Origin of the sequence: Halomonas sp. (assembly GCF_034520545.1) — a bacterium.
GTDB lineage: Bacteria > Pseudomonadota > Gammaproteobacteria > Pseudomonadales > Halomonadaceae > Halomonas.
Genome location: NZ_JAXHNN010000010.1, coordinates 290,283 through 313,635 on the forward strand (window position 1 = coordinate 290,283; position 23,353 = coordinate 313,635).

The 23,353-nt window shown below is 61.6% G+C and carries 25 protein-coding genes; 6 read left to right on the forward strand and 19 right to left on the reverse strand.

All coding sequences use genetic code 11. The features are described 5' to 3' along the window. The 10 genes from U5L98_RS09900 to U5L98_RS09945 form a co-directional block, all read right to left on the reverse strand. Entirely contained in the window at positions 1-555 is a 555-nt protein-coding gene (locus U5L98_RS09900; RefSeq protein WP_322558152.1) for a hypothetical protein, read from the reverse strand. A 10-nt stretch (positions 556-565) separates the two neighbouring features. After that, on the reverse strand, positions 566-709 hold the full coding sequence (locus U5L98_RS09905) for a hypothetical protein (RefSeq protein WP_322558153.1): 144 nt from the start codon (positions 707-709) through the stop codon (positions 566-568). Positions 710-830: 121 nt separating this feature from the next. After that, on the reverse strand, positions 831-1,124 hold the full coding sequence (locus U5L98_RS09910) for a hypothetical protein (protein WP_322558154.1): 294 nt from the start codon (positions 1,122-1,124) through the stop codon (positions 831-833). Beyond that, positions 1,121-1,576 carry a hypothetical protein gene (locus tag U5L98_RS09915; protein ID WP_322558155.1) on the reverse strand — a complete coding sequence of 152 codons (456 nt, stop codon included), beginning with the start codon at positions 1,574-1,576 and terminating at the stop codon, positions 1,121-1,123. Before U5L98_RS09915 ends, U5L98_RS09910 begins: the two co-directional genes overlap by 4 nt. A gap of 467 nt (positions 1,577-2,043) precedes the next feature. Beyond that, on the reverse strand, positions 2,044-2,379 hold the full coding sequence (locus U5L98_RS09920; protein WP_322558156.1) for a hypothetical protein: 336 nt from the start codon (positions 2,377-2,379) through the stop codon (positions 2,044-2,046). 112 nt (positions 2,380-2,491) lie between these two features. Beyond that, positions 2,492-4,960 (reverse strand): phage/plasmid primase, P4 family, encoded by a 2,469-nt coding sequence (locus U5L98_RS09925; RefSeq protein ID WP_322558157.1) that lies wholly within the window; start codon positions 4,958-4,960, stop codon positions 2,492-2,494. Further along, positions 4,957-5,844, reverse strand: a complete 888-nt coding sequence (locus U5L98_RS09930) for a hypothetical protein (protein ID WP_322558158.1) — start codon at positions 5,842-5,844, stop codon at positions 4,957-4,959. Before U5L98_RS09930 ends, U5L98_RS09925 begins: the two co-directional genes overlap by 4 nt. 281 nt (positions 5,845-6,125) lie before the next feature. After that, positions 6,126-6,575 carry a hypothetical protein gene (locus U5L98_RS09935; protein ID WP_322558159.1) on the reverse strand — a complete coding sequence of 150 codons (450 nt, stop codon included), beginning with the start codon at positions 6,573-6,575 and terminating at the stop codon, positions 6,126-6,128. After that, a complete protein-coding gene (locus U5L98_RS09940) occupies positions 6,575-7,861 on the reverse strand; it encodes a tyrosine-type recombinase/integrase (RefSeq protein ID WP_322558160.1) in 1,287 nt (428 codons plus the stop codon). The genes U5L98_RS09935 and U5L98_RS09940 overlap by 1 nt, the downstream gene beginning before the upstream one ends. A gap of 272 nt (positions 7,862-8,133) precedes the next feature. After that, on the reverse strand, positions 8,134-8,784 hold the full coding sequence (locus tag U5L98_RS09945) for a metallophosphoesterase (protein ID WP_322558161.1): 651 nt from the start codon (positions 8,782-8,784) through the stop codon (positions 8,134-8,136). A gap of 89 nt (positions 8,785-8,873) precedes the next feature. Here U5L98_RS09945 and U5L98_RS09950 point away from each other — a divergent pair, with 89 nt between their 5' ends. Next, positions 8,874-9,431, forward strand: a complete 558-nt coding sequence (locus U5L98_RS09950; RefSeq protein ID WP_322558162.1) for a YaeQ family protein — start codon at positions 8,874-8,876, stop codon at positions 9,429-9,431. Positions 9,432-9,461: 30 nt separating this feature from the next. On the opposite strand, the gene U5L98_RS09955 is transcribed toward U5L98_RS09950, so the two are convergent. Then, on the reverse strand, positions 9,462-11,168 hold the full coding sequence (locus U5L98_RS09955) for a potassium/proton antiporter (protein WP_322558163.1): 1,707 nt from the start codon (positions 11,166-11,168) through the stop codon (positions 9,462-9,464). Positions 11,169-11,330: 162 nt separating this feature from the next. Here U5L98_RS09955 and U5L98_RS09960 point away from each other — a divergent pair, with 162 nt between their 5' ends. Continuing rightward, positions 11,331-12,530, forward strand: a complete 1,200-nt coding sequence (locus tag U5L98_RS09960) for an ABC transporter substrate-binding protein (RefSeq protein WP_322558164.1) — start codon at positions 11,331-11,333, stop codon at positions 12,528-12,530. On the opposite strand, the gene U5L98_RS09965 is transcribed toward U5L98_RS09960, so the two are convergent. The 3 genes from U5L98_RS09965 to U5L98_RS09975 all read right to left on the reverse strand — a co-directional run bounded on the left by U5L98_RS09965 (position 12,527) and on the right by U5L98_RS09975 (position 16,119). Further along, positions 12,527-13,306, reverse strand: coding sequence for an alpha/beta fold hydrolase (locus U5L98_RS09965; RefSeq protein WP_322558165.1), 780 nt, complete (start codon positions 13,304-13,306; stop codon positions 12,527-12,529). The two genes, U5L98_RS09960 and U5L98_RS09965, sit on opposite strands and share 4 nt — an antisense overlap. A 36-nt stretch (positions 13,307-13,342) precedes the next feature. Further along, positions 13,343-14,026 (reverse strand): 7-cyano-7-deazaguanine/7-aminomethyl-7-deazaguanine transporter, encoded by a 684-nt coding sequence (locus U5L98_RS09970; RefSeq protein ID WP_322558166.1) that lies wholly within the window; start codon positions 14,024-14,026, stop codon positions 13,343-13,345. A gap of 182 nt (positions 14,027-14,208) precedes the next feature. Further along, positions 14,209-16,119 (reverse strand): propionyl-CoA synthetase, encoded by a 1,911-nt coding sequence (locus U5L98_RS09975; protein ID WP_322558167.1) that lies wholly within the window; start codon positions 16,117-16,119, stop codon positions 14,209-14,211. A 330-nt stretch (positions 16,120-16,449) separates the two neighbouring features. Here U5L98_RS09975 and U5L98_RS09980 point away from each other — a divergent pair, with 330 nt between their 5' ends. Next, positions 16,450-16,779, forward strand: coding sequence for a metalloregulator ArsR/SmtB family transcription factor (locus U5L98_RS09980; protein WP_322558168.1), 330 nt, complete (start codon positions 16,450-16,452; stop codon positions 16,777-16,779). A gap of 12 nt (positions 16,780-16,791) precedes the next feature. Here the strand turns inward: U5L98_RS09980 and sohB are convergent, their stop codons facing one another. Beyond that, entirely contained in the window at positions 16,792-17,838 is a 1,047-nt protein-coding gene (gene sohB / locus U5L98_RS09985; RefSeq protein ID WP_322558169.1) for a protease SohB, read from the reverse strand. 132 nt (positions 17,839-17,970) lie between these two features. Between sohB and U5L98_RS09990 the strand changes: the two genes are divergently transcribed. After that, entirely contained in the window at positions 17,971-18,282 is a 312-nt protein-coding gene (locus U5L98_RS09990; RefSeq protein ID WP_322558170.1) for an SCP2 sterol-binding domain-containing protein, read from the forward strand. A gap of 111 nt (positions 18,283-18,393) precedes the next feature. Here the strand turns inward: U5L98_RS09990 and nudC are convergent, their stop codons facing one another. The 4 genes from nudC to U5L98_RS10010 are packed head-to-tail and all read right to left on the reverse strand — an operon-like array spanning position 18,394 to position 21,219. Further along, on the reverse strand, positions 18,394-19,167 hold the full coding sequence (gene nudC, locus U5L98_RS09995; protein ID WP_322558171.1) for an NAD(+) diphosphatase: 774 nt from the start codon (positions 19,165-19,167) through the stop codon (positions 18,394-18,396). Further along, positions 19,167-19,928 (reverse strand): DNA polymerase III subunit epsilon, encoded by a 762-nt coding sequence (gene dnaQ / locus U5L98_RS10000; protein WP_322558172.1) that lies wholly within the window; start codon positions 19,926-19,928, stop codon positions 19,167-19,169. The genes nudC and dnaQ overlap by 1 nt, the downstream gene beginning before the upstream one ends. A 36-nt stretch (positions 19,929-19,964) precedes the next feature. Next, positions 19,965-20,453: a ribonuclease HI gene (gene rnhA / locus U5L98_RS10005; RefSeq protein WP_322558173.1), complete on the reverse strand. Its 489-nt coding sequence runs from the start codon at positions 20,451-20,453 to the stop codon at positions 19,965-19,967. After that, complete coding sequence (locus U5L98_RS10010; RefSeq protein WP_322558174.1) at positions 20,446-21,219, reverse strand: class I SAM-dependent methyltransferase; 774 nt, start codon at positions 21,217-21,219, stop codon at positions 20,446-20,448. The genes rnhA and U5L98_RS10010 overlap by 8 nt, the downstream gene beginning before the upstream one ends. Positions 21,220-21,315: 96 nt before the next feature. On the opposite strand from U5L98_RS10010, the gene gloB reads away from it, so the two are divergent. Together gloB and U5L98_RS10020 are read left to right on the forward strand one after the other, a co-directional pair. Continuing rightward, positions 21,316-22,083, forward strand: a complete 768-nt coding sequence (gene gloB / locus U5L98_RS10015; protein WP_322558175.1) for a hydroxyacylglutathione hydrolase — start codon at positions 21,316-21,318, stop codon at positions 22,081-22,083. 73 nt (positions 22,084-22,156) lie between these two features. Then, on the forward strand, positions 22,157-23,344 hold the full coding sequence (locus U5L98_RS10020; RefSeq protein ID WP_322558176.1) for a transglycosylase SLT domain-containing protein: 1,188 nt from the start codon (positions 22,157-22,159) through the stop codon (positions 23,342-23,344). Positions 23,345-23,353: the final 9 nt, after the last annotated feature.

Below are 23,353 nucleotides of genomic sequence, written 5' to 3' on the forward strand. Positions count from 1 at the left end.
TCACTCCTCGTCGAGTTGCGCAGTCCTGCGAAGGCCCGCCTCGGCAGCATGGCCTGTCGGCATACCACCACCGTCGATTGCACCAAGCGCCACGATTCGATCCACCAGGGGCTTGGGTGCGCCGACCTTGCTGTGATGCCCAGCGGCCTTCTTCATCGCTTTAATTTCAGACGTGCGGGCGTGAACCTGAGCCATGGCCTCCCGTTCGCGTCGCTGGGCTTCCTCCAGGGTATCTAGCGCCTTGTCGAGCGCAGAAACGGCAGCCGGGCTATTGGTGACAGCCTCTCGTGCCTCGGCCTGCTCAATCGCCGGAATCAGCGCCCTGAAAAGCGATTCGTGGATATCGAAGGCGGCGGCTCTGTCCCGTTCTTGCTGCTCCAGTTGCTCACGTTCAGCGAAGGATTTAGCAGCGCGGATGCCGACCGGATGTTGCAGTTGGCGCATTGCATCGGAGACAGCCTGCTTCACCTCGATCAAGTCGGCGGAACTTGCACCAGGATCGGCCAATAATTCATTGGCGCGTTCGATAGCGGCTGTGTCTTGGCGAGTAGTCATGGGTAGAACCTCAATGCAGGCGTTGGTGTTGCTGGCGAGTGGTGTTGCTGGCGAGTAGCTGGGCTACCTGGGCGCGGAACTGCTCCGTTGCCTCGGCAAGCTGGGCATCGAATACCGCTTGAAGCTGTTTGTGATGCGTATCCAGCAGCGCCATGATTTCCGTGTCAGTCGCACAGCCGCACGACTTCACCTTGGGCGGTTCCGGTGGCGTTGCGTCTGGATCTTCCCAAGGTGCAGGAAGGCGCTCGTCAGCGGGTAGGACGCCAGGGAATCCGTCACGCATAATCGTCACCAGTCGGCAGCTCAGAGCCACCACCAGCGGGCTCGCCGGCGGCATTAAGGTCGTAACCTTCCCACACGTCCTTGACGGGCATCTTCCTGCCATTCGAGCCGTTGGTCGCCGGTTGGGCCTTGGCCAGCTCTTCCTTAACCAGCTCGGAAACGGCCGGTAAAATTACTTCGAGCAGCGCCTCGGCAAGCTCCTCGGGCGTCGTGTCGAGCTGATTGCCGGTGAGGCGAGTGTTAAGCGCACCTTTCACGGCCGTGGTGATTTGACGTTGGTTAGTCATTGCGTAGTGCCCTCCAGGGCGAGTCGGGTGATTTTTCGAAGTTGCTTGTCGGTCAGGTTCAGGCTGTTGAGCCATTCGCCGGCCGATTGATCGGGTGAAACGGGATATGGTGCATCGAATCCCGCTTTCCAAAGCTCTAGCCAGACATCGCGGGCTTTCCTATCCAGCCCCAAGGTCTTGAACAGGCCGATCATGGTATTGATCTTTTGAACCATGCCGCCGGCATCCACCTCCTCGCCTCGAGCCAGTGCCGCCTCCTGCATCTCGATTTGCGCCTCGAGCCAGACAGCTCGCTTGCACAGACTTTTGCGCTGGTAACTGAGGTCGCCACCTAGGTCGGCCGTTAAGGCGTCATACCGTGAACGAACGGCACGGGCAAGCGTAGTACGGCCGTCCAGCTTCTCGAGCCAATCGTGTGAATACTGCGGTGGCAATTCAGTATGTCCGGCCATGAAGGCGCCCTATTGGGTGTGTATATACTTTCCATTATGTTGGTATTTTGGTTGGTATGCAAGCATCAGTGCCACGTGTAGCCCATGCGCCATGCGGGTTAGGCGGAATATACATCCGCCATCATCGGTTTGCAGGGTACTGGTATTCGTTAGGGCGCTATTTGATGCCGTTTATGGAAAGCATTTCCACTATTTTATCGGGCCAGCCTTTTAAGCCGTTGGGTACGGGATATCAGCAGCCGTCGCTGACGCATGTGACGGTAGTGACGCTTGATCCGACATTACCTCTACTCCACAAAAACAATATTCACTTCTCTGTGACGGTTATTCTGTGTCACTTATCCCTTTTTTTGCATTGTGGAATGTCGAAACGTCCGTCACTTGCGTCACTGTCCGTCACTCTCCAGGGCCAGAAACGAGAAGCCCCGCTCGATGACGGGGCTCGGTGATCGGTTTGTTTCAGGCGGTCAGAGGGATGAGTCCAGCGTTACCCACTCGGAATCATCCATAATATACTGCACATCAACGCGGTAAGTGCTGCGGATCATCGCGCCAAAGCCATTTTCAGAATCAACATGGGCTGTAATCGTGTAGGTGCAGTCATCTTCGGAGAAGATAAGGGCGTCCTTGCGATCCTGCCACTCGGCAGTAGCGGGTGACTTGAGGTGTAATTCGACGTATTCGGTTGCATGCTCATACGCCTGAGCCTCGCTGCGGCAAGCCCTTTCCTGTGGGCTCTCCATTCCCTGCGCAACCACTGCTACCGCTGCAATCCCGCCCATCAGCCAAAGAAACCCCTTCATGTCTGCCTCCTGTGTCCGTTGGAGACAGTCTAGCCCTTACCGTCCTTGACGGCCTCATCTGAAAAAAACCCCGCTCGATGACGGGGCTTCGGGTTGGTGGAAGATCCGTAGGTCATACCCTCTCGAACGCGCTGTAGATACGCTCGCACTTGAGCCCACAGATATAGCGTGATGCGCCTGTCCGTTGACGTTCGTATCCCAGCGCCACCAGACGGTCGAGAAACGAACGCTGCGTCAGTTTCTTTTGGATGCCGTTCTCGTCTGCCCAATCACGGTAGGCGTTGAACAGGCGAAGCGGCGGTATCCGTTCGCCCTGGGTTGCCTCGCACTCGGCTTCAACGAACTGCGCCACTTGATCCGCCTCCAGACGCCAACGCTCGCGGGCCTCTTGGCAGCTTGCCGGCATGGTAAAGCCAGACAGTAGTGCTTCAGCGTAGGTCTTCAACGCCAGGTTCAAGATGCCGGGCAGCTCGTCGAGCAACTTGTCCTTCAACTGCGGGTCACAGTTGCCCATCTCCGGCTTGAACTTGTTGTTGAACTCCACCACCAGGGCGCGTCGAAACAAGGCATCGGAGAAGTCCCGCGTGTGTGGCATGTGATTCGTACCGAACCAGCAAGTCGAGAACGGGCGCATATCGAACGGATTTTTGAACTTGTGTTCTACCGTTGTTGGCTCGCCTGAGACAATGCCCTTTAGACTCGCATCGTCGATCATCTCGCCTTGTTTGATCTCCGTCACGATATTGGCCAACTTGCCGTGTAGATGCGCTCGCTGAAACGAACGGTCGAACTGTGACGGTTGAACGCCGGCCACGTTACCCGAGCCTAGCAGTCCTTCCAGAACTGACAGCAGAACGCTTTTCCCGTTGGCACCACTGCCCACCAGAATGATGAACTTCTCATGCCGGCAATGCGCCATTAGCGAATAGCCGATCATCTCGAGAAGCGCCTGTTTCTTCTCTTTGGTATCTGCATCGCCATTAAAGACATCAGCCAGGAACTTCTCGAACTTTGGCGCGGTAGCATCTGGGTCATACTCGACGGGAACCTGAGTTGTCCGGTAATGCTCTCGGTCATGCGGGTGAAGCTGCCAGTTACCCTCGACTAGCGCCAGCTCGCCGTTTAGTGTGTTGACGCATTCCGGAGGGCCAATGTCGAATTGTTGATCCGGTTTGAAGACTTCCGTCTTGAACAAGTCCGTCACGCTCTCGACATTGCTTTTCTTGACGCTCTCGACTTTTGCGCTCATATACCGCTGCGCCCATTGCTTGACACTCCGATCTTCCTGCTTCTGCCAGACGCCGGTATCAATCCAGCGCCAGACGAACGCTTGGGCGGCTATCACGTTGTCTCGGCCTATCTCATTGGCCAGTCCCTGAGCAAGCGCCAGGTCATCGTCGTCATCTTCGTCAACTTTCGATCTCTCTGCCGCTTCCATCGCGCTGAATGGAAGTCCGGTCTGCTTCTTGATGACTTCATGGACGCGGCGCTTCTGGATCGGCTTCAACTCGACGACTTTCTCGACAAGCGCCTCGATGATTGCCGGGTCTGAGTCTCGGGTTAGCGCCTGGGCTTCGGCCATGACGTCAGCATAGGATGCCGGAGCGAATCCCTTTTGGCGGGCGCTCTTAATAGCCTCGTCCAGCTCTTTGCCCAGCATCAGGTCTGCCCTCTCCGGGCCTCGCTTGGCGCTCACACGATCCGCCAGGCCCAAGAACAGCATCCTGATATGCTTGTCATCGAAGTCCTTGGCAACGCAATGCGCGACGATGCGAACCAGCGCCGGGTGAATCGCCTCGCAACTTACAACGTCCTCCACCCAATCCTCGAACTCGGATTCATCGAACAGGTTGTCGCGCCCTGGGCCTGTTGAGTCCTTCGCCTTCGCGCCCTTGCCCTTCACTGGCATCCGCAAATGGTCGATGCCGTCCATCATCTCGAGTCCGTCCAGGGTGGCGCCCTGCTCAGGATCTCCGAACGTGTTTATGACGGTATACACGGCGCCGGCCGGAACGCCGATGTAATAGCTCTGGGATAGCGTGGCGCTCTCTTTCGCCAGGACACCGCCGAGAATCCCGTTCAGCGCCTCCAGGTACTTGAGACGCTCACTAGGTGACACTGCGCCAACCAACGGCGTCAGCACGCGCCAGCGTGGCTTCTCGGGCGTGCTAGTGAAGGTAGGCGCAACGGCGGCGCGTAGTCCGGCCTTCTCCATCAGCGCAATGGCCTGCTCTGGCGCCATCTCCTCGTCATCGTAATCGCCTTCGATGCCGGTGATCTCGATGACGTTGGCGTCATGCCGGAGAGCGCCATTCTCTGTTCGCTCGTCTCCGAAACGCGCGAACTTGATAAGTTGGCAGTCATCTTTGACGGCTACCGGCGGCAAGTCGGATAGCCAGTTGCAGATCTCAGGCCAGGTCTTGTTAAGCTCGCTGCGCTGCGTGCCTGACTTGTTGCGCCAAACGGTCAAGGCGATAGTGTGGCTCTGGGCGGCTGTGCTATGCTGATATTCGCTAAATTGATTATCTTGACCCTCGACGCCGGCGCCCACCGGAGCGAGGGTTTTCTTGTGCTCGCTCATGCGCCATCTCCGTATTTTGAGGCTTGCCCTGAAATAATCTCCTGAATCCTCGAGGTGATGGCCTGCATCGACTCGACTTCAGCCGCTTCGACTTTAACGGCTCGGTTCCATAGATCAAGATCCAGGTGTCCGACGATGAACTCCTCGACTCGCTGCCGGAGAATGTTAGGGGACATGGCATCCAACTCCCAGCACTTCGAGCCGTATTTCTCGACAAACCACTTATGCCGACTGTCGCCCTTTTTAGTGTTGGCATCGAAGTAGGGCAAGCCGGTTCGGGTGTCGCTCTCAACAATAGCGATGCGCTCGAAATGTGCTCTGCCGCCATAACGTTCCAGCCGCGTCGGGATGTCGATCTCTGACATGGCCATGCCACTCGGATCCCAGTCACCCACATAGCAGATGTGAATGGGCTTCTCGCTGTTCGCCGAACTCGAGGCAAAGCTCTGGATGGTCGTAGCGCTTGTGTAGCCGTGCATGACGCGGAAGGTCACGCCATACTTTCGAAGCACTGGCCACAATGTGCCTCGAACGGTTCCCTTTTCGCTCCAGACTTCTAACTCGACTGCCTGATCCTGCCAATAGTCTCGGCGGTACTGAGAGACAGCGGCCTCGATAAGCTCTTGTGGATTGTTCCAGCTTGCTTGCCGCTCTCCTTCGCGGGACTCGTCTACAATCCAGCTCCAGGGAATGATGCCTTCCTCTCGAGCCCAGACTAGGTGACGCGACACCTTGTTGGTTTCATTGCGGCCCATGTTCTTGATATAGCCGTTGATGAAAAGCTGGTAGCAGCAGGACCGCACCGTTGCCGGAGCGTTAATCTCAAGGAAGTCGCGTGCTGCCTCGACAAGCTCCATCGTTGCCTTCGCTTTACCGCGTCCCATGAGTCACCTCCTGACCAGCGGTGGCTTCCCACTGTTCAACATCGGATGACTTCCAGCGAGTGCAGCCGGGTGACAGTTTAACGGGTTTGGGGAGTCGGCCGGCCTGTACCCAACGCCAAAATGGTGGCGCGGGATACGCCATAGCGGTCAGCTATACGCTTGTCTGATAGATAGAGTTCGTTCGTCATTCTGTGCACCTGCGCTTAATTGATTGCGACAAGTGCAGATTGACGGACTAGCGAAAGGGTGGCACCGAGCGGTTTTTCGGAAACCCTGCGGCGTCACTTCTTACTGATATACTCCTCTACTCTGCGATGGCTTATACCGTAGTAGACTGCCGCTAAATCTTTGGCGTAGTCTCTGCCCGAACGTTTATCAGACCGTATGGAGTGAACCTCTGTTTCTATCTCTTCAATAATCTCGGCATCCCAGCCGTGGTCATGTAAATCATAATCAGGGTCTTCGAAGATTGCTTGATAGTTATCGACCATCTGCCTGAGTAACTCGCGGGCAACGGGTGATTCGCTCAAATGCTTTTCCATTCCCTGACGACCAGGGCCTGTCTTGAACTTAGTGTTCCCTTCGATGATGTCGGCAATAACACTATTGCACTCCGGCGGGACTGGTTCGCCAGCCCTTAGCAAGTCGATGATCTCTTGCTTGCGGACAAGCCCTCTCCGGTGGCGCTGAATGAGGCTATACCATTGGTTTGATAGGTTGCTTAGATCCATTACTTCGCCTCCTTGCGAATCGGAGTCACAGCGCCGGCCTGGGGCTCTGCATCATTCAGGAAGTCTGCCCAATCGCTCATCAGCCGGTGGCGCTTGTCGAGCATATCGCCGCGACGATAGGCGGCCTCGGCTTGATTCTTGATCGTATGCGCCAGGGCCATCTCCACCACTTCGTTTGCGTATCCGGTATGCTCGGCAGCCCAATCGCGGAACGTCGAGCGGAAGCCATGCTGCGTGATAGCGCGGTGATCTTGTTTCGGATCGACGTATGCCTCGCCTTCCGGTTTGCCGGAGTTGATGCGCTTGATGACGGCGGCCAGGGTGGCATCTGACATTTGACCACCACGCGGCGCCGGGAAGATCAATTCGCTGTCGTCGATGCGCGGCAGCGATTGCAGCAGATCGACGGCGGCGTCGGACAGCGGGACGCGGTGCTCGCGCTTGGCCTTCATCCGACCAGCCGGGACAATCCACACCTTCTCCGCCAGGTCTATCTCGTCCCAGCGAGCGCCCCTGATTTCCCCCGAACGCGCGGCGGTCAGGACAGCGAACTCGAGCGCCTTGGCGGCCATGCCATCGCGTGTGCGCAGATCGGACATGAACTCCCCGACGCGGGTATAGGGCAATGCCGCGTGATTTTGTTTTTTGCCGACCTTGGCCGGAGCGGGTAGCACCGCATCGAGGTTGCCCTTCCACCTTGCCGGATTGTCGCCGGAGCGATGACCGTTCACGGTGGCCCATGCCAGTACCGCCTCCACACGCTGGCGAACGCGCGTCATCGTTTCGGTCTTCTTCTCCCATTCCGGCTCGAGCATTTTGATAACGTGGCTGATCTCAATATCCTTGACGGCCATCTTCCCGAGCACCGGATAGGCATACGTCTTCAAGGTGCTTGCCCACTGGGCAGCGTGTTTCGGGTTGCTCGCCTCTGCCTGTTTTTTGGCGATGACCTTGGCGGCGGCCTGCTCGAAGGTGATCTCTTTCACCTGTTGCGCCAGTAGCTCGGATCTCATGGCCTTGCGCTCGGCTACTGGATCGACGCCGGCCTTGATCCTAGCCTTCGCCTCTCTGGCATATTCGCGGGCCATCGCCAGGGAGACATCGGGATAGCCTCCGAGACCAATGTCACGGCGCAGCGACCCGACGCGGGCGCGTAAAATCCACGACCTCGCCTCGGGCGTCTTGACCGTGAGGTGAAGACCAGCGACACCACCAACGGCGTGGAAACCCGGTTCGGTCAGGCGCTTGACCTCGATGGCGGTAAGCTCTTTTGCTCTCTTTGGCATGGCTCTGTACTCCCAACAACTATCCCAACCAAAAGAATACCATTGATTGCCATGGATTGCGACAAGTTAGGACATGAGAAAAGCCAGCATCGAGGTAAGGTGCTGATATTGAAAGGCTATGTTATGCGGATTGCGTCTGGATGCGACACGACTGAGGCGGTCTGTCCCTCCGCCACTTCTTATTTAGAATCAAGCGCCTACGGGCGCTTTTTTCATGAGCTCGACATACTACCGCCTTTTCCGGGCAACACGTGCCAATATCGACGTCCGCCTCACGTCAGCAATTCACGTGCATCAAACAACGTCAGCCGTCCGGTGCTGAAGGCACCGGTATCGATATAGTGAACGTTACCCAGGCTCAGCGGCCGTTCCACGATGGTGTGGCCAACGACGACGGCGTCGATCCCGACCACCGGCGTCTCGTCGCCCTGCTGGATACGGGAGCGCCCCCAGATCAGGGCATCTCGGTCGGCCTTCTCGATACTTGACCAGTCAGCCGGCGGGTCGGCATGCACCATGCCGACACGCTTGCCATCTATCGCCACCTCGCGCGCCAGGGGCAGGTCTCGAAGCGCCGCTTGCAGCACCCTGCGCGTCTCGCTCACGCCGGTCTCGATGATCCAACCCCCCCCATTGATCATCCACAGCTCCCAGGCGTGGCTGTCCTCTCCGTCGCGCAACGCGTTCCAGGCCAGATCCTCGTGATTGCCACACACGGCGTGAAACCAAGGCATGACGGCAAGCCTGAGACAGTCGAGTGAATCGGCACCTCGATCGATGAGATCGCCGACGCAGAACAGGCGATCCTCCGACGTGCTGAAGGCGACACCCTTCAAGGCTTCCTGCAACAAGCGGTACTGGCCGTGAATGTCACCCACGAAGAAATCGCGGCCCCTGGTATTTGCTTGGTGCTGAGTCAGCATGATGCGATCTCCTCATATACACTCCCTGCCCCGTCGACTATGTCATGATGGCAGACACTTTTTCCAAGATGGGCGAGTGACCTATCCAGATGGCACTAAAGTCGATGATCCACAAGGTCCAGTTCCAGATCGCCGACATGGACCGGCATTATTATGCAGAGCACTCGCTGACCGTGGCACGTCATCCGTCAGAAACCGATGCTCGCATGATGGTCAGGTTGCTGGCCTTCGCCCTGAACGCCGATGAATCGCTCGCTTTCGGGCGTGGCGTGAGCACCGAGAACGAACCCGACCTTTGGCACAAGAACCTGACCGGCGACATCGAGGTATGGATCCAACTGGGCCAACCCGATGAGAAGACCATTCGCCGTGCCTGTGCTCGAGCCGACTATGTAGTCCTCTACACCTACAGCGGCCAGGGCGCCGCGATCTGGTGGGAGCAGATCGCCGGCAAGCTCGCCACCCTCGACAATCTCCGGGTGGTCGACATCTCTCCGGCATCGGTCGCGGCGCTGGGCGACCTGGTGGCCAAGAGCATGACGCTGAACTGCATGATCGAGGATGGCGGGGTCTGGGTGACCGATCCAGACCGGGGAGCTGTCGAGGTGGAAACCAAGGTACTGAAGGATACGCGTGCCGCCGGTTGACCCCCGGCGATGTGCCACTGTTACGAAGTCTCAATAAAGCCTGAGCCCCACTCGGGTGACCTTGTTGCCGTCCATCTCGCTGACCACCCAGTGGATGCCGTGCCAGTCGACATCGTCGCCCACCACCGGATGCCCACCGACCCGCAACGAGATGAATTCGGCGAGCGTCATGTCCTTCTCGCCCGCGCTCAAGGTCAGACCATAGGCATCGGCGATGTCACCCATGCGCGCCTCCCCGTCGAAGGTGAAGGTTCCGAAGAAGGCACGTTCGCGCTTGAGCTTGGCATCCCCGTTGAAGAGACGGTTGAGCGCCGGCAGATCTTCCGTACGACCGATAACGCAGATCACATCGCCCAGTAGCAGCCGGGTGCTGCCCTTGGGGTGCAGCATGGCATGCTCGCGAAACAGCGCCGAGATCAGGGCCCCGGAGGGAAAGCGCAGCAGTCGGATCGGCACGTCCTCGAGATCGGTATTCTCGACCTCGTAGACGAACATCTCGTAGTCGTTCTCGGGCAGGATGCCCAGTGGCCCACGCCGGTTCGGGGTGACGGTGGGGGGCAGCTCGACCTTCATGCGACGCGCCACCCACGGCAGGCTGCCACCCTGGATCAGCAGCGACAGCAGCACCACCGCGAAGGCGACGTTGAAGTAGAGCGAGGCATTCTCCACCCCACCGATGACCGGGAAGATCGCCAGCACGATGGGCACCGCCCCGCGCAGCCCCACCCAGGCGATGAAGCCGATCTCCCGCCAGCGGAACTTGAAGAAAGGCTTGACGGCGACCAGCACCGCCAGCGGCCTGGCGATGAAGATCAGCGCCAGGGCCACCAGCAGCGCCGGCAGCGCGTAATCCAGCATCTCGCTGGGAGTGACCAGCAGGCCCAGCACCAGGAAGAGGCCGATCTGGGAGAGCCAGGCCAGCCCGTCATGTACCGGCAGGATGAAGTTGAGGTGCCGCCCCGGCTGGTTGCCGATCATAAGGCCGGCCAGATAGATGGCCAGGAAGCCGCTTCCGCCCAGGGCGCTGGTCAGGCCGAAAATCAGGAAGCCCAGGCCGAGGGCCAGCAGCGAATAGAGCCCCGGTGCCAGATCCAGCCAGCTCAGCAAGCGCGCGCTCAGCCAGCCGATGCCCACGCCGATGACGATGCCCAGGCCGAACTGCTGAACCAGGAAAAACAGGGTCTCCCCCACGCCACCGATCTCGCCGACCAGCACCTCTACCAGCATCAGCGTAAGGAAGATCGCCATGGGATCGTTGGTCCCTGACTCGATCTCCAGCGTCGCCCCGACCCGCTCGTTGAGGTTGACCCCTCGGCCACTGAGCATGGAGAACACCGCCGCGGCATCCGTGGAGCCCACGATCGCGCCGACCAGCAGCCCTTGCACCAGGCTCAGGTCGAACAGCCACATGGCAAACACGCCCACCAGCGAGCTGGTGATGAAAACCCCAAGGGTGGCCAGGGAAAGTGCCGGACGGAAGCCGACACGAAAGGTCTTGAGGCGGGTTCTCAGGCCGCCGTCGAGCAGAATCATGGCGAGCGCCAGGTGGCCGATCAAAAACGCCAGTGAATAGTCGTCGAACTGAATACCGAGCAGCCCCTCCTCGCCGGCCAGCATGCCCAGTCCCAGGAAGATCAGCAGCAGGGGCACCCCGGCCATCGAGGAGAGACGGCTGGCGAGAATGCTCAAGGCCAGCAGGAAACCACTGAGCAGAAAGAGGGTGTTGATCGAATCCATGAACGTCCTGTCCCGTCTGCGAGAGGATGAATTATCGCATGCCGGGCCAGGCGCGGCGATTTTCGTTTGTCGTCACGGCTGGCCGCTGCCCATGGGCAGCGGTTAAGCTTGCTCGACGCCAACCAAAGCCCGTACAGCACGCATGGCAGGAGCCTGGATTCGATGATCTCATCCGTTTTTCGGCGGCTTCTCCGCTATAGCCTGCTACTGCCGGCCACCGTCGTGCTGTCGACGAATCTCGCCGCACAAGACTCGACGGACGCCACCGCGCCATCTCAGGAGGACTACCCGCCGCTGGGCACCGAAGTCATGGTGCCGGACATCGAGGGCCTTGCCGAGGAGGCGGCAAGGGCACAGAGCCGTCGACGCTACCGACAGGCAGCGAGCGGCCCCAGCGTCGATACGCCCTCGCGACCCAGCATTCCGGCCATCGCCCTGCGCCCGGCGGAACCGATCGAGCCACCGCCAGTCATTTCGCTGCGGATCATGCTGGACGGCTATCCCAGCCCTCGCCACGCTGCTCTTTTCGTCGCCAGGGAGAGAGGACTGTTCGCCAGCCGCGGCATGGAGGTGATCCTCGCGACACCGGCCGACCCGGATGTGCCCAGCAAGCTGCTGGCGGCGTCACGGGTCGACCTGGCGGTCTCCCGCCAGCCACTGCTGCATCTCCAGGTCGATCACGGCCTGCCGCTGGTCCGCGTCGCCAGCCTGATCGCCACGCCCTTGAGCGCCCTGGTGGTGCGAAAGGACGGCGCGATCGAGACACCCGCCCGACTGGCCGGCTCGCGCATCGGCCATGCCGACATCGACAGCCGTGACGTGCTGCTGGCCGCCTTGCTACGCGGCGCATCGATCCGCGACGATGAGATCGAGACGGAGGCGCTCCATTTCCGGCTCGACGATGCAATGCTTGAGGGACGCGTGGATGGCGTGATTGGCGCCATGCGCCACCTGCTGCCCCGACAGCTCGCCGACGAGGGGCTAGCCACCCGGGTACTGCATATAGAGGAGCTGGGCATCCCGCTCCATGATGGTCTGATACTGCTCGCCAATCGCGATCACCTGGGAGCGAAGCGTGATGCCATCCGCCGCCTGGTGACCGCCATCGAGGAGGCCACGGCCTGGATCGCCAACCACCCGGAGGATGCCTGGCGCCTGCTAGCGAATGCAGAGCCGGCCCTGGATACCCCGGTCAACCGCGAGGCCTGGGAAATGGTCCGCATGCGCCTGAACCTCAGCCCGGCGGCCTTGGATCAGGGCCGCTACCGTCGCTTCGAGGACTACATGTTCGAGGCCGGCCTGAGTCAGGAACGCCATCCGGTATCACGCCTGGCCATCGACCCCGGAGCGCTATCCCGCTAGCCCGCTACGCGCTCGAGGAAGGCGTTGACCGACTCCTGGAAGGCCTTGGGCTGTTCGGCGTGGAGCCAGTGCCCTGCCTGCAGCGTCTCGATCTCGGCTTGTGGCAGTACGTCGCGCAGCGCCGGCAACATGTCGTCGGTCACATAGTGAGAATGCGCACCGCGCAACACCAGCGTCGGTCCGTCAAAGACTCCCGTTCCCGCCGGCTCCCTCATGAGCGTCTCGTAATCATCCTGGATCGCATCGAGGCCGATACGCAGCCGCAGGATGCCTTGGTCGTCACGCTCGAGGTTGGTCGCCAGGAAAAGGCGCACGGCAGACTCATCGACATGTTCGGCGAGCAGCGCGTCGGCCTCGCGACGATTGGTGGGTTCTCCGGCCTCTACGCGGCGCAACGCGGCGAAGACACTATCGTGATCATGACCATAGGCGATCGGTGCGATATCGGCGACGATCAACGAAGCCACGCGGGACGGGGCCAGCCGGGCCAGACTCATCGCTACCTTGCCGCCCATGGAGTGCCCCAGCAGGTGAGCCCTCTCTACCCCGAGCCGATCCATCAAGGCGAGAAGGTCCTCGGCCATGGCCTCGTAGCCCATCCCCGCAACATGCGGTGAACGACCATGGTTGCGCAAATCAACGGCAATCACCCGATGCCGGCGCTGCCACTGCTTGAGATGGGAGCGCCAGTTGTCGGCACTGCCGAGCAGGCCATGCACGACCACCAGCGGCGTCTCGTCGCCTCCGGTGTCGATATGGTGGAGTTCGATGGGCATGTCATTCTCCTCGGCTGGAATTCGGCTGAAATAACATCAGGTTCGGGCCTGTGCCTCGCCGGGCGTCAGGTCCGTGCTACCCGTCACGGCCACCAGGTGGCGGCTGAGCCAGGCCAGCAACACGCCATAGAGGGGCAGGAAGAACGCCAGGCTAATGCCAAGCTTGATCACATAGTCGACCCAGGCAATCTCCGGCCAGTTGGCGGCCATGAAGGGGTCGGGGCTCTCGTGGAAGGCGATGGAGAAAAAGGCAAATGTATCGGCCAGGTTGCCGAGCACCGTGGAAACCGCCGGCGCCACCCACCAAGCCTTCAGGGTACGCAGTCGGTCAAAGACCTGCACGTCCAGTAACTGGCCCAGCACGTAGGCCATGAAGCTGGCCAGCGCGATCCGCGCAACGAAGAGATTCCACTCGCCCAGACCTTCGAGACCGGCAAAGCCACCCCGCGGGAAGACGACCGAGACGACATAGGAGATCACCAGCGCCGGCAACATGACCCTGAGCACGATGGCCCGCGCCGGCTCCTTGCCGAACAGACGCACGGTGAGGTCGGTGGCAAGGAAAATGAAGGGGAAACTGAAGGCGCCCCAGGTGGTATGAAACCCGAACAGGGTGAAAGGCAGCTGGACCAGGTAGTTACTGGCGGCGATGACCAGGATATGGAAGGCGACCAGCAGCGTCAGGCAGCGTCGGTACTGGGCATCGGAAAGCACGAACATCATGGCATCCTTTTTTGGGGAGGGGTGAGGGAACCCTCGTGACACGGGAACCGCCCGGGGCGGACGAGGCGCGCATTATACGGCCTGACCCGGCGCCTGGCCATGGCCCGACCTGCCCCACAAACGACACCGCCGCCCTCGCGGGGCGGCGGTGTCGTGGTCAGGCTCGAATTCCGTCGAGGTCAGACCTGGCGGGCATCGTGGGCAGTACCCACCGAGCGATCCTTCATGGCCTCGTGCACGTCCTGCAGGCTCGCCGGATCGTCGATGGTCGAGGGAACGCCGAACTCCTTGCCGTCGGCGATGTTGCGCAGCAGCTTGCGCAGGATCTTGCCGGAACGAGTCTTGGGCAGACGGTCAACCACCAGAACCTGCTTGAAGCAGGCTATGGGCCCGATCTTGTCGCGCACCAGGGCGATCAGTTCCTGCTCGAGGTCTGCCTCGCGGCCCTCGAAGCCGTCCTTGGGGATCACCAGACCCACCGGCAGTTGTCCCTTCATGGCGTCGTGAATGCCGATGACTGCACATTCGGCCACGGCGGGGTGGGCGCCGACGACCTCCTCCATCTCGCCGGTGGATAGGCGATGGCCGGCGATATTGATGACATCGTCCGTGCGCCCCATGATGAACAGGTAGCCATCATCGTCGAAGTAGCCGCCATCACCGGTCAGATAGTAGCCAGGGAAGGCCGCCATGTAGGCACTGTGAAAACGCTTCGGATCTCCCCATATGCCGGTCAGGCACCCAGGCGGCATCGGCTGCTTGATCACCACGCTGCCCTGCTCCATAGGGCCGACCTGCTCACCCTCTCGATCCAGGATCTGGACGTTGAAACCGGGCACCGGCACCGTCGCGCTGCCCGCCTTGGTGGGCAGCGGCTCCAGGCCTTGAAGATTGGCGGCAATCGGCCAGCCGGTCTCGGTCTGCCACCAATGGTCGATTACCGGCACGTCCATCAGATCATCCAGCCAATGGAAGGTCGGGGGATCCAGGCGTTCACCGGCCAGGAACAACGCCTTGAGACAGGAAATGTCGTACTGGGCCATAAGCTTGGCGTCGGGGTCTTCCTTCTTCATGGCGCGGAAGGCCGTGGGAGCAGTGAAGAAGCTCTTGACCCGGTACTCGCTGATCAGTCGCCAGAAGGCGCCGGCATCCGGCGTCTTCACCGGCTTGCCCTCATAGACCACAGTGGTGCAGCCGCGTAGCAAGGGGGCATAGACGATGTAGGAGTGGCCGACCACCCAGCCCACGTCGGATGCCGAGAAGAAGACATCGCCGGGATCCACGTCGTAGATGGTGTCCATGGAATAGGCCAGCGCCACGGCGTAGCCACCAGTATCCCGCACGACCCCCTTGGGCTTGCCGGTGGTCCCGGAGGTGTAGAGGACATAGAGCGGGTCGCTACCCTTGACCGCAACGCAGTCGGCCGGCTCGGCCTTATCGACCAGAGTCGCCCAATCGTGGTCCCGCGGGCCCAATTCCGCGTGATGCTGGTCGCGCTGGAACAGCACGCAGGCGTCGGGCTTGTGGGTGCTCTGCTGGATGGCCTCGTCGATGATCGGCTTGTAGGGCAATACCTTGCTGCCCTCGATCCCGCAGGAGGCGGCGATGACGACCTTCGGCGCAGCATCCTCGATGCGCACGGCAAGCTCGTGGGGGGCAAAGCCGCCGAACACCACCGAGTGCACGGCGCCCAGGCGCGCGCAGGCATACATCGCCATCAGCGCCTCGGGCACCATGGGCATGTAGATCACGACCCGGTCGCCCTTCTCGACCCCCAGCGACTTCAGGGCCCCGGCGAAACGGGCCACCTGGTCGCGCATCTCGTTGAAGGTAAGGGTCCGCTTGCTGTCGGTGACCGGGGAGTCCCAGAAGATGGCCGGCTGATCGCCACGCCCCTGCTCGACGTGATGGTCGAGAGCGGCATGGCAGATGTTGAGCTCGCCATCCACGAACCAGCGCGCATGGCCCGCCTCGTCATACTCGAGAATGGTCGTGGGCGGCGTGAACCAGGGAATGCGTCTGGCCTGCTCGGCCCAGAAGGCCTCCGGGTGATCAATCGAACGGCGGAACTCGTCTTGGTACATGCTCATCTGCATCCTGTCAGCAATCGAAGGGGCGTTGATTGTTGACACTCTAGAGCAACTTCACGCCCATAACCTCATACCATCGGCTAACCTTCGACAAAAGTGCAAGACAACTCGGTTCCTATTGTCGACAACAAGCCGCGCAATGCCCCGGATTCGGCATTGATCCGGCGTTGACTCGGCGACAGGCGCCAAGCTGAACTATTATTGAGGATAAGCTGAATCAGGATGTGGATGATCAAGAGACGCCAGCCGCAAACAGCGGGATCGGAAGGCAATCATCAGTGCAGGTAATCGGCCATCGGGATGCCGGACCTGCCCGAAAGGGGACAGATCATGGGTAATACCAACGGTGCTGCAGCACGTCTCCTAGAAGGCGGCTCAGCGGTCATCGACGAGGCCAGCGCCCTGCTCAAGGCGATGGCCAACGACAATCGGTTGCGGATTCTATGCCTGCTCGACGGCAACGAGCTTTCGGTGACGGAACTCAACCAGCGACTCTCCCTGAGCCAGTCGGCGCTCTCTCAACACCTGGCGATCCTGCGTCGCGAGAACCTGGTCAGCACCCGTCGCGAGTCCCAGACCATCTACTACTCCCTGCATGGCAAGCGGGCGAGGACTCTTATCGAGGCACTGGGCAGCCTGGAACTGCAGGGAAGAGCATAGAGACCGGCTCGATCAACGCTTCTGCCAGCGTCCGGCATCGAGCATCTCCAGCCCCCGCTCGACGCCATGCTCCACGCTCCGCGAGACCGCCATGCCAAGGCGGTCGCCGAGCTTTTGCTTGTGCTCCAGCTTCAGGCTGATGACCCGGGCCTGTTGCATGCGCTCGACCAGGTAGGCCTCGCTGGTTCCCAGGGCATCCACCAGGCCTCGCCCCAGGGCATCACTGCCGTACCAGATCTCGCCGGTGGCCACCGACTCGATGTCGAGAGCCGGGCGCCGCTCGGCCACATGGCGCTTGAAGAGCTCATGAGTGGTTTCGAGGTCTTCGCGGAACTTCTCTCGCCCCTCCTCGGTGTTCTCGCCGAAGACCGTGAGAGTGCGCTTGTAGCGCCCCGCAGTAAGCATCTCCATGTCGATGTCGTGACGCTTGAGCAGGCGATGCAGGTTGGGCAGCTGAGCGATCACCCCGATGGAGCCGATCACCGCAAAGGGTGCCGCCCGCAGCTGATCCGCCGCGCAGGCCATCAGGTAGCCACCGCTGGCAGCCACCTTGTCGACACATATCGTGGTGGAGAGGCCTGCATGGCGCAGACGATCCAGCTCGGCCGCCGCCAGGCCATAGCCATGCACGAGACCGCCGGCCGATTCCAGACGGATCACCACCTCGTCACCCTCGCCGGCTACGGCTAGTACTGCCGAGACTTCTTCGGCGAGTTGCCCGGTACCACTGGCCTTGATGTCACCATGGAAATCGAGCACCCAGACCGTCGAGTAGGCCTCACCCTCCCCCTTCCCCTTGCGGCCGCGACGATCATGTTCCTTGTCATCGCGGCGGAAGGCCTTGGCCAGGCGCTTGCGTGCTCCCGGCTGGCTGGCCGCCAGCTGCATCCGCCGGCGGCGGTTCCGACGTGTGCCGTTGAGCTCATCGAGCCTTAGTCGGGTGCGTTCTCCCGTTTCCCCTCTGGCGCGCAGGATCACCGCCACCGCAAGACCGACGATCACCACCAGGGTCACCAACTGCGCCACGAACATCCCGAATTCCGTCAGCCATTCGCTCACTATCCTATCCTCTCATCTCGCTGTCCTGACATCCTGCCCGGGCCCTTCCAGCCGGCACAAGGGCGCTTGATTCAAACGAACGTTTCAAATACGTTCTATAACGGACACTTCACAAAGCGACCCAAGATACCCATGTCAGACGCCACCATCGACAAGCTGCAGCGTCGCTTCGACGCCGAAGCTGCCAGCGGCATGCACGAAATCTTCCAGTTCCACTTCACTGATACCGGTGACCATTATCTGGTCGTGGATGACGGCACACTGGAAGTCCACGAGGGCGAGCATGACGATCCCTCGGTCAGCCTGAGCATGAGCAGCGAGACCCTCAAGGGGATAATGAAAGGCGAGATCAACGGCATGACCGGCTTCATGACCGGCAAGCTTAAGGCTACCGGCAATGTCATGCTGGCCACGCAGCTCACCCGCTTGTTTCCTGGCCACTGAGTCCACCTTGAGGTTACCTCACTCTGGAGCACCTGGGGTCAGACCCTTAAGCGCCCTTAGGATTGAAAATCCTAAGGGCGCTTAAGGGTCTGACCCCGTATATCGTATACGCTACCCCCGCACCCCGACTTCCCGAAGGTGGGTCTCGATCAGCGCCCGCGAAATCGAGTAGAGCGGCGGCAGCTGGGGCAGGCGCCGCGGGCTGAACCAGGCGGCATCGGCGATCTCGATACCGTCGATGCGAATGCGTCGACTGGCCGCCTCGGCAAAGAAACCCAGCATCAGCGAATGGGGAAAGGGCCAGGCCTGGCTCTTGTAATAACTGACGCGTCCCACGCTGAGCCCCACTTCCTCGAAGATTTCACGACGTACCGCCTCCTCGGCCGATTCACCGGGCTCGATGAACCCTGCCAGGGTCGAGTAACGCCCCGGTGGAAAGCGCGGGCTGCGGGCCAGCAGCAGCGACTCGCCATGGGTCACCAGAGTGATGATGCAGGGCGAGATGCGCGGGTAATTGCGATGGCCACACTGGCCGCAATGCATGGCGAACTCGGCATCGAGACGCGTCGTCAGCGCACCGCAGCGACCGCAGAAACGGTGGTTGTCGAGCCAGGCCGCCACCTGGAGAGACGTGGAAACCAGCGGGTACCAGGATTCCGGCAGGCGGGCCAGCCAGGTTCGGGCATCGAGCCAGTCATCCCCCGGCTGCGACTCAACCGACAGCGCCACCGGCTCCTCCTGCCACCAGCACAGCGGCTGCATCTGTTCATCCCAGGGCTGGAAGGGCTGCAGGAGGCCTTCATCGACCCCGGGCGCGATGCGCCCCGCAGCCAGGCGAATTACGCGACCGGCCGTCTCTTCGCTGGGAAGCTCCCGCCGCAGCATCAGCGTAATGCCTCCTCGCCCGACAGGACAGGATGGGCATCCCAACGGCACTCGCCGGACGCGTCGCGGATTCGCTCCAGCTTGGCCCGATGAGCCGCCAGCTCTGCCTCGTCGGGCGGCACGACACGAAGCTGACCCGGGGAGAGTGACAACCGGCGGATGGCCAGCCCTGTCTGCTGACCGTCGCGGCCTTCCGAGGACGCTGAAGCATCCAGAGAGAGCCTGGTCTGCCCGCCGGTCATGGCCAGATAGACGTCGGCGAGGATTTCGGCATCGAGCAGCGCGCCGTGCAGAACACGACGTCCGTTGTCGATCTCGTAACGCTTGCAGAGCGCGTCCAGGCTATTCCGCTGGCCGGGGTGCTTGTCGCGCGCCAGGGTCAGGGTGTCGAGAACTCGACAGTGCTCCGCCACCGGACCAAGACGTGGCTCACTGCGCCTTGCATTGAGCATGCCGAGTTCGTGGTCAATGAAGCCCACATCGAAGGGGGCATTGTGGATCACCAGCTCGGCCCCTTCGATAAAGGCCCAGAAGGCATCGGCGATCTCGGCGAAGACCGGCTCCTCAGCCACCCGTTCGTTAGTGATACCGTGCACGCTTACGGCTTCGGCCTCGATATCGCGCTCGGGATTGATGTACTGGTGATAGCGGTTGCCGGTGAGGCGGCGATTGACCATCTCGACGGCCCCGATCTCGATCAGGCGGTGGCCGTCACGGGGATCGATGCCGGTGGTCTCGGTGTCCAGGATGATCTGACGCATGGCTGTCTCTACTCGGCTCGCAGGGGAAGGGAGTGCTCAGGCGCGGGCTCGGTGCTCGTCGATGGACTGATTAGCCAGCTCATCGGCTCGCTCGTTACCGGGATGACCACTGTGCCCCTTGACCCAGTGCCACTCGATCGCGTGGCGATGAGTCTCCTCGTGGAGTTCGCGCCACAGCTCGGCATTCTTGACCGGCTGGCGGGAGGCGGTCTTCCAGCCACGCTTGATCCAGTTGTGAATCCACTCAGTGATACCCTTGCGCAGGTACTCGGAGTCGGTCCACAGCGCCACCCGGCAGGGGCGCTTGAGCTCGCGCAGTGCCATGATCGCCGCCATCAGTTCCATGCGGTTGTTGGTGGTCACCGCCTCGAAGCCCTTGAGCGATTTCTCGTGATCGCCGCTGACCAGCAGCGCTCCCCATCCACCGGGGCCAGGATTGCCGCGGCAGGCCCCGTCGGTGTAGATCGTCACTGCCTGCTGTAAAGGCTCGGTCTGCGGGGGCTCGGCGTGGCGTATGTCAGTCACCCTTGCGGTTCCTTTGCGGTTGTGGCCCTGCCCGCGAAGCGCTGCCCAAAGCTGGTCCAGCCAGGGGGCGCGACAGTTCGAAACGCGACGGCTGCGACTGGGCGAGCTGCGCCCGGCGCCGGGCATGAATCATATAGCTATCACCCAGCGGCAGGTTGTGGCGCCGCCCGAGGGTCTCCAGCATGGTATTGCACGGCAGGCTGCCGGGCAGGTGGAAGCCACAATAGTCTACCCGCTCGATCTCGAAGTCGACAAACGCCAGCCAGTCGCCGAGTCGACCGGGGGTCCGCCAGTGACCTCGCCAGGGCATGCGACGTCGCCTGCCCGGCCAGACACGCGATATTCCCCCTGCACTCAGCGGGCACCAGCCGAAGATGATCAGTCGCCCACTGTCGGCGGTCACCCGCGCCGCCTCCTGCAGCATGCGATGCGGCTCGCCCACCACCTCCAGCAGGTGATGAATCAACACCAGGCTCAGACTGTCATCGGGGAGGGGCAAGGCATCCGGCGAGCACACCAGAGTCGACTCATGATCGACCATCTCAACGTTAGGTGCCCAGCTCATGGCATGGCGGATCGGGCAGATATCGCTGAGCACAGGGGCCATGCCCAGCTCCAGACTGTGCTGCCCGACGAGGTCTTCGCAGACCGGCCCCAGGCAGGCGCGCTCGGCACGCCATAGCGCCTGACCCGCCGGCGACGCCCAGTAACGCCGCCCCTCCCGGACCAGTCGCGCCAGGGCGTGAGGATCCCGCGAATTTGACATAGTGCCGTTTTCCCTCCACAGTACCTGGTTTTGTAAACCATATCGCAACGAATCGCGGCAGCGTCTGGCAACGCATCCGTCAAGGACTCCGAGCCCATGTTGAGCGTGACACCGATACCCGCCTTTAGCGACAACTATATCTGGCTGCTTCGCCAGGACACGAACCAGGCAGTCTGCGTGGTGGACCCCGGCGATGCAACGCCTGTAATAGAGTGGCTGGAGCGAGAGGGGCTGGAGCTTGGCACCGTGCTGATTACCCACCACCATCACGATCACACAGGCGGCCTGGCGGAACTGATCAAACGCTATACGCCGCGAGTGATCGGCCCGGACAATCCCGAGATAGAAGGCGTCGACGAGCGGGTCGGCGACGGCGACGAGGTACGCGTAATGGGCAGGCTATTTGAAGTGCTCGCCCTGCCAGGCCACACCCTGGACCATATCGCCTTCTTCACGCCTGGCATACCGCCCCTGCTGTTCAGCGGCGACGTGCTGTTCAGCGGCGGCTGCGGAAGGCTCTTCGAGGGTACCCCGGCACAGATGCACGAGTCGCTGTCGCGCCTCGACTCCCTGCCGGAGGACACTCTGGTGTTCGCCGCCCACGAGTACACCCTGGCCAATCTGACGTTCGCCAAGTCCGCCGACCCCGACAACCCTGATGTCGAGACCGCCGAAGCGGAGTGCCAGCGAGCCCGGGAGCTCGACCGCCCCACCTTGCCCACCACGCTAGGCCGCGAGCGAAGCATCAATCCCTTCCTGCGTTGCGAATCGGCCGGCGTACGCCAGGCCGCGTCGGCGCATGGCAACACCGACGGCAGTCTGGCTACCTTCACCACGCTGCGTGCGTGGAAGGATGACTTCTGAACGCGCCGCTGCCGAACGACACCCAGCCTGCCCGAAGCGGCAGGTCTTTGTATGACCAGGAGAAAACCTCTCGATGACCTACCACACGACACGTCGACGGATCCTGGGCTTCACCAGCTGTCTCGCGCTGATGGGTTCGCTGTTAGCCGCCACCGGCAACAGCCAGGCTTCACAGATGCCCCAGCGCGCCTTCAAGGACGATTCGGCCAGCCACAATGCCCACACAACACAGCTTTCCTCGAACCGGACCTTCTGGGATGCCCTGGCCCTCGAGCCCAGGGACGCCTGGTCGCGCCTCGCCGAGGCCTTCGAGTGGCAGGAGGATGTCGATCAGGCGCGGGTCCAGCATTGGATCGACCACTACCGCCAGAGCCCCCACAACATCACCGAGATCACCGAGCGCGCTCGGCCCTGGCTCTCCTGGATTACCGAGCGAGTAGAGGAACGCGGCCTGCCCGGCGAGATCGCCCTGATCCCCTTCATCGAGAGCTCCTTCGACCCCACCGCCCGCAGCCACCGCGGTGCGGCTGGCCTCTGGCAATTCATGCCCGGCACCGGCCACGCCCTGGGGCTGCGCCGCGGCGGCGGCTACGATGGCCGCCTGGATGTGGCACGCTCTACCCATGCCGCTCTTGACTATATCGAAATGCAGGCCGAGCAGTGGTACGAGGGTGACATCGAGCTCTCCCTGGCGGCCTACAATGCCGGCGCCGGCACCGTGAACAATGCCCGAAGCGCCGCACTCTCCCGAGGACAGACCGGCAGCTACTGGGACCTCAAGCTACCGAGTGAGACCATGGCCTATGTCCCCAAGCTGATTGCCATCTCGGCGATCGTCGCCGAACCGGAACGCTACGACGTCGACCTCCCCAAAATCGAGGCAGCGCCGGCTGTCGCCGAAGTTCCAGTGACCCGACCACTGGACCTTGGCGAAGCGGCCCGCCTGGCGGGTGTCTCGCGCACCGCGCTGGCCAACCTCAATCCGGGCCTGCTCGGCAACCGCGCCGACCCGCGCCACGTCAAGCGGCTACTGGTACCCGCCGACAGTGCCGAACGGCTTGTTGCCCGGCTCACTGACGGCGCAAGCCAGCGAAGGGTCGTCGCCGACGGCGATGACGTCTACGTGGTGCGCCGCGGGGACAGCCTCTCTGCCATCGCCTCCCGCCATGCCGTGACGCTGGCCGACCTGGCCCGCTGGAACGGCATCGAGCGGCCCGACGCTTTACAACCGGGGCAACAGCTGACACTTTCCGGTAGTTGATGTCCGGGG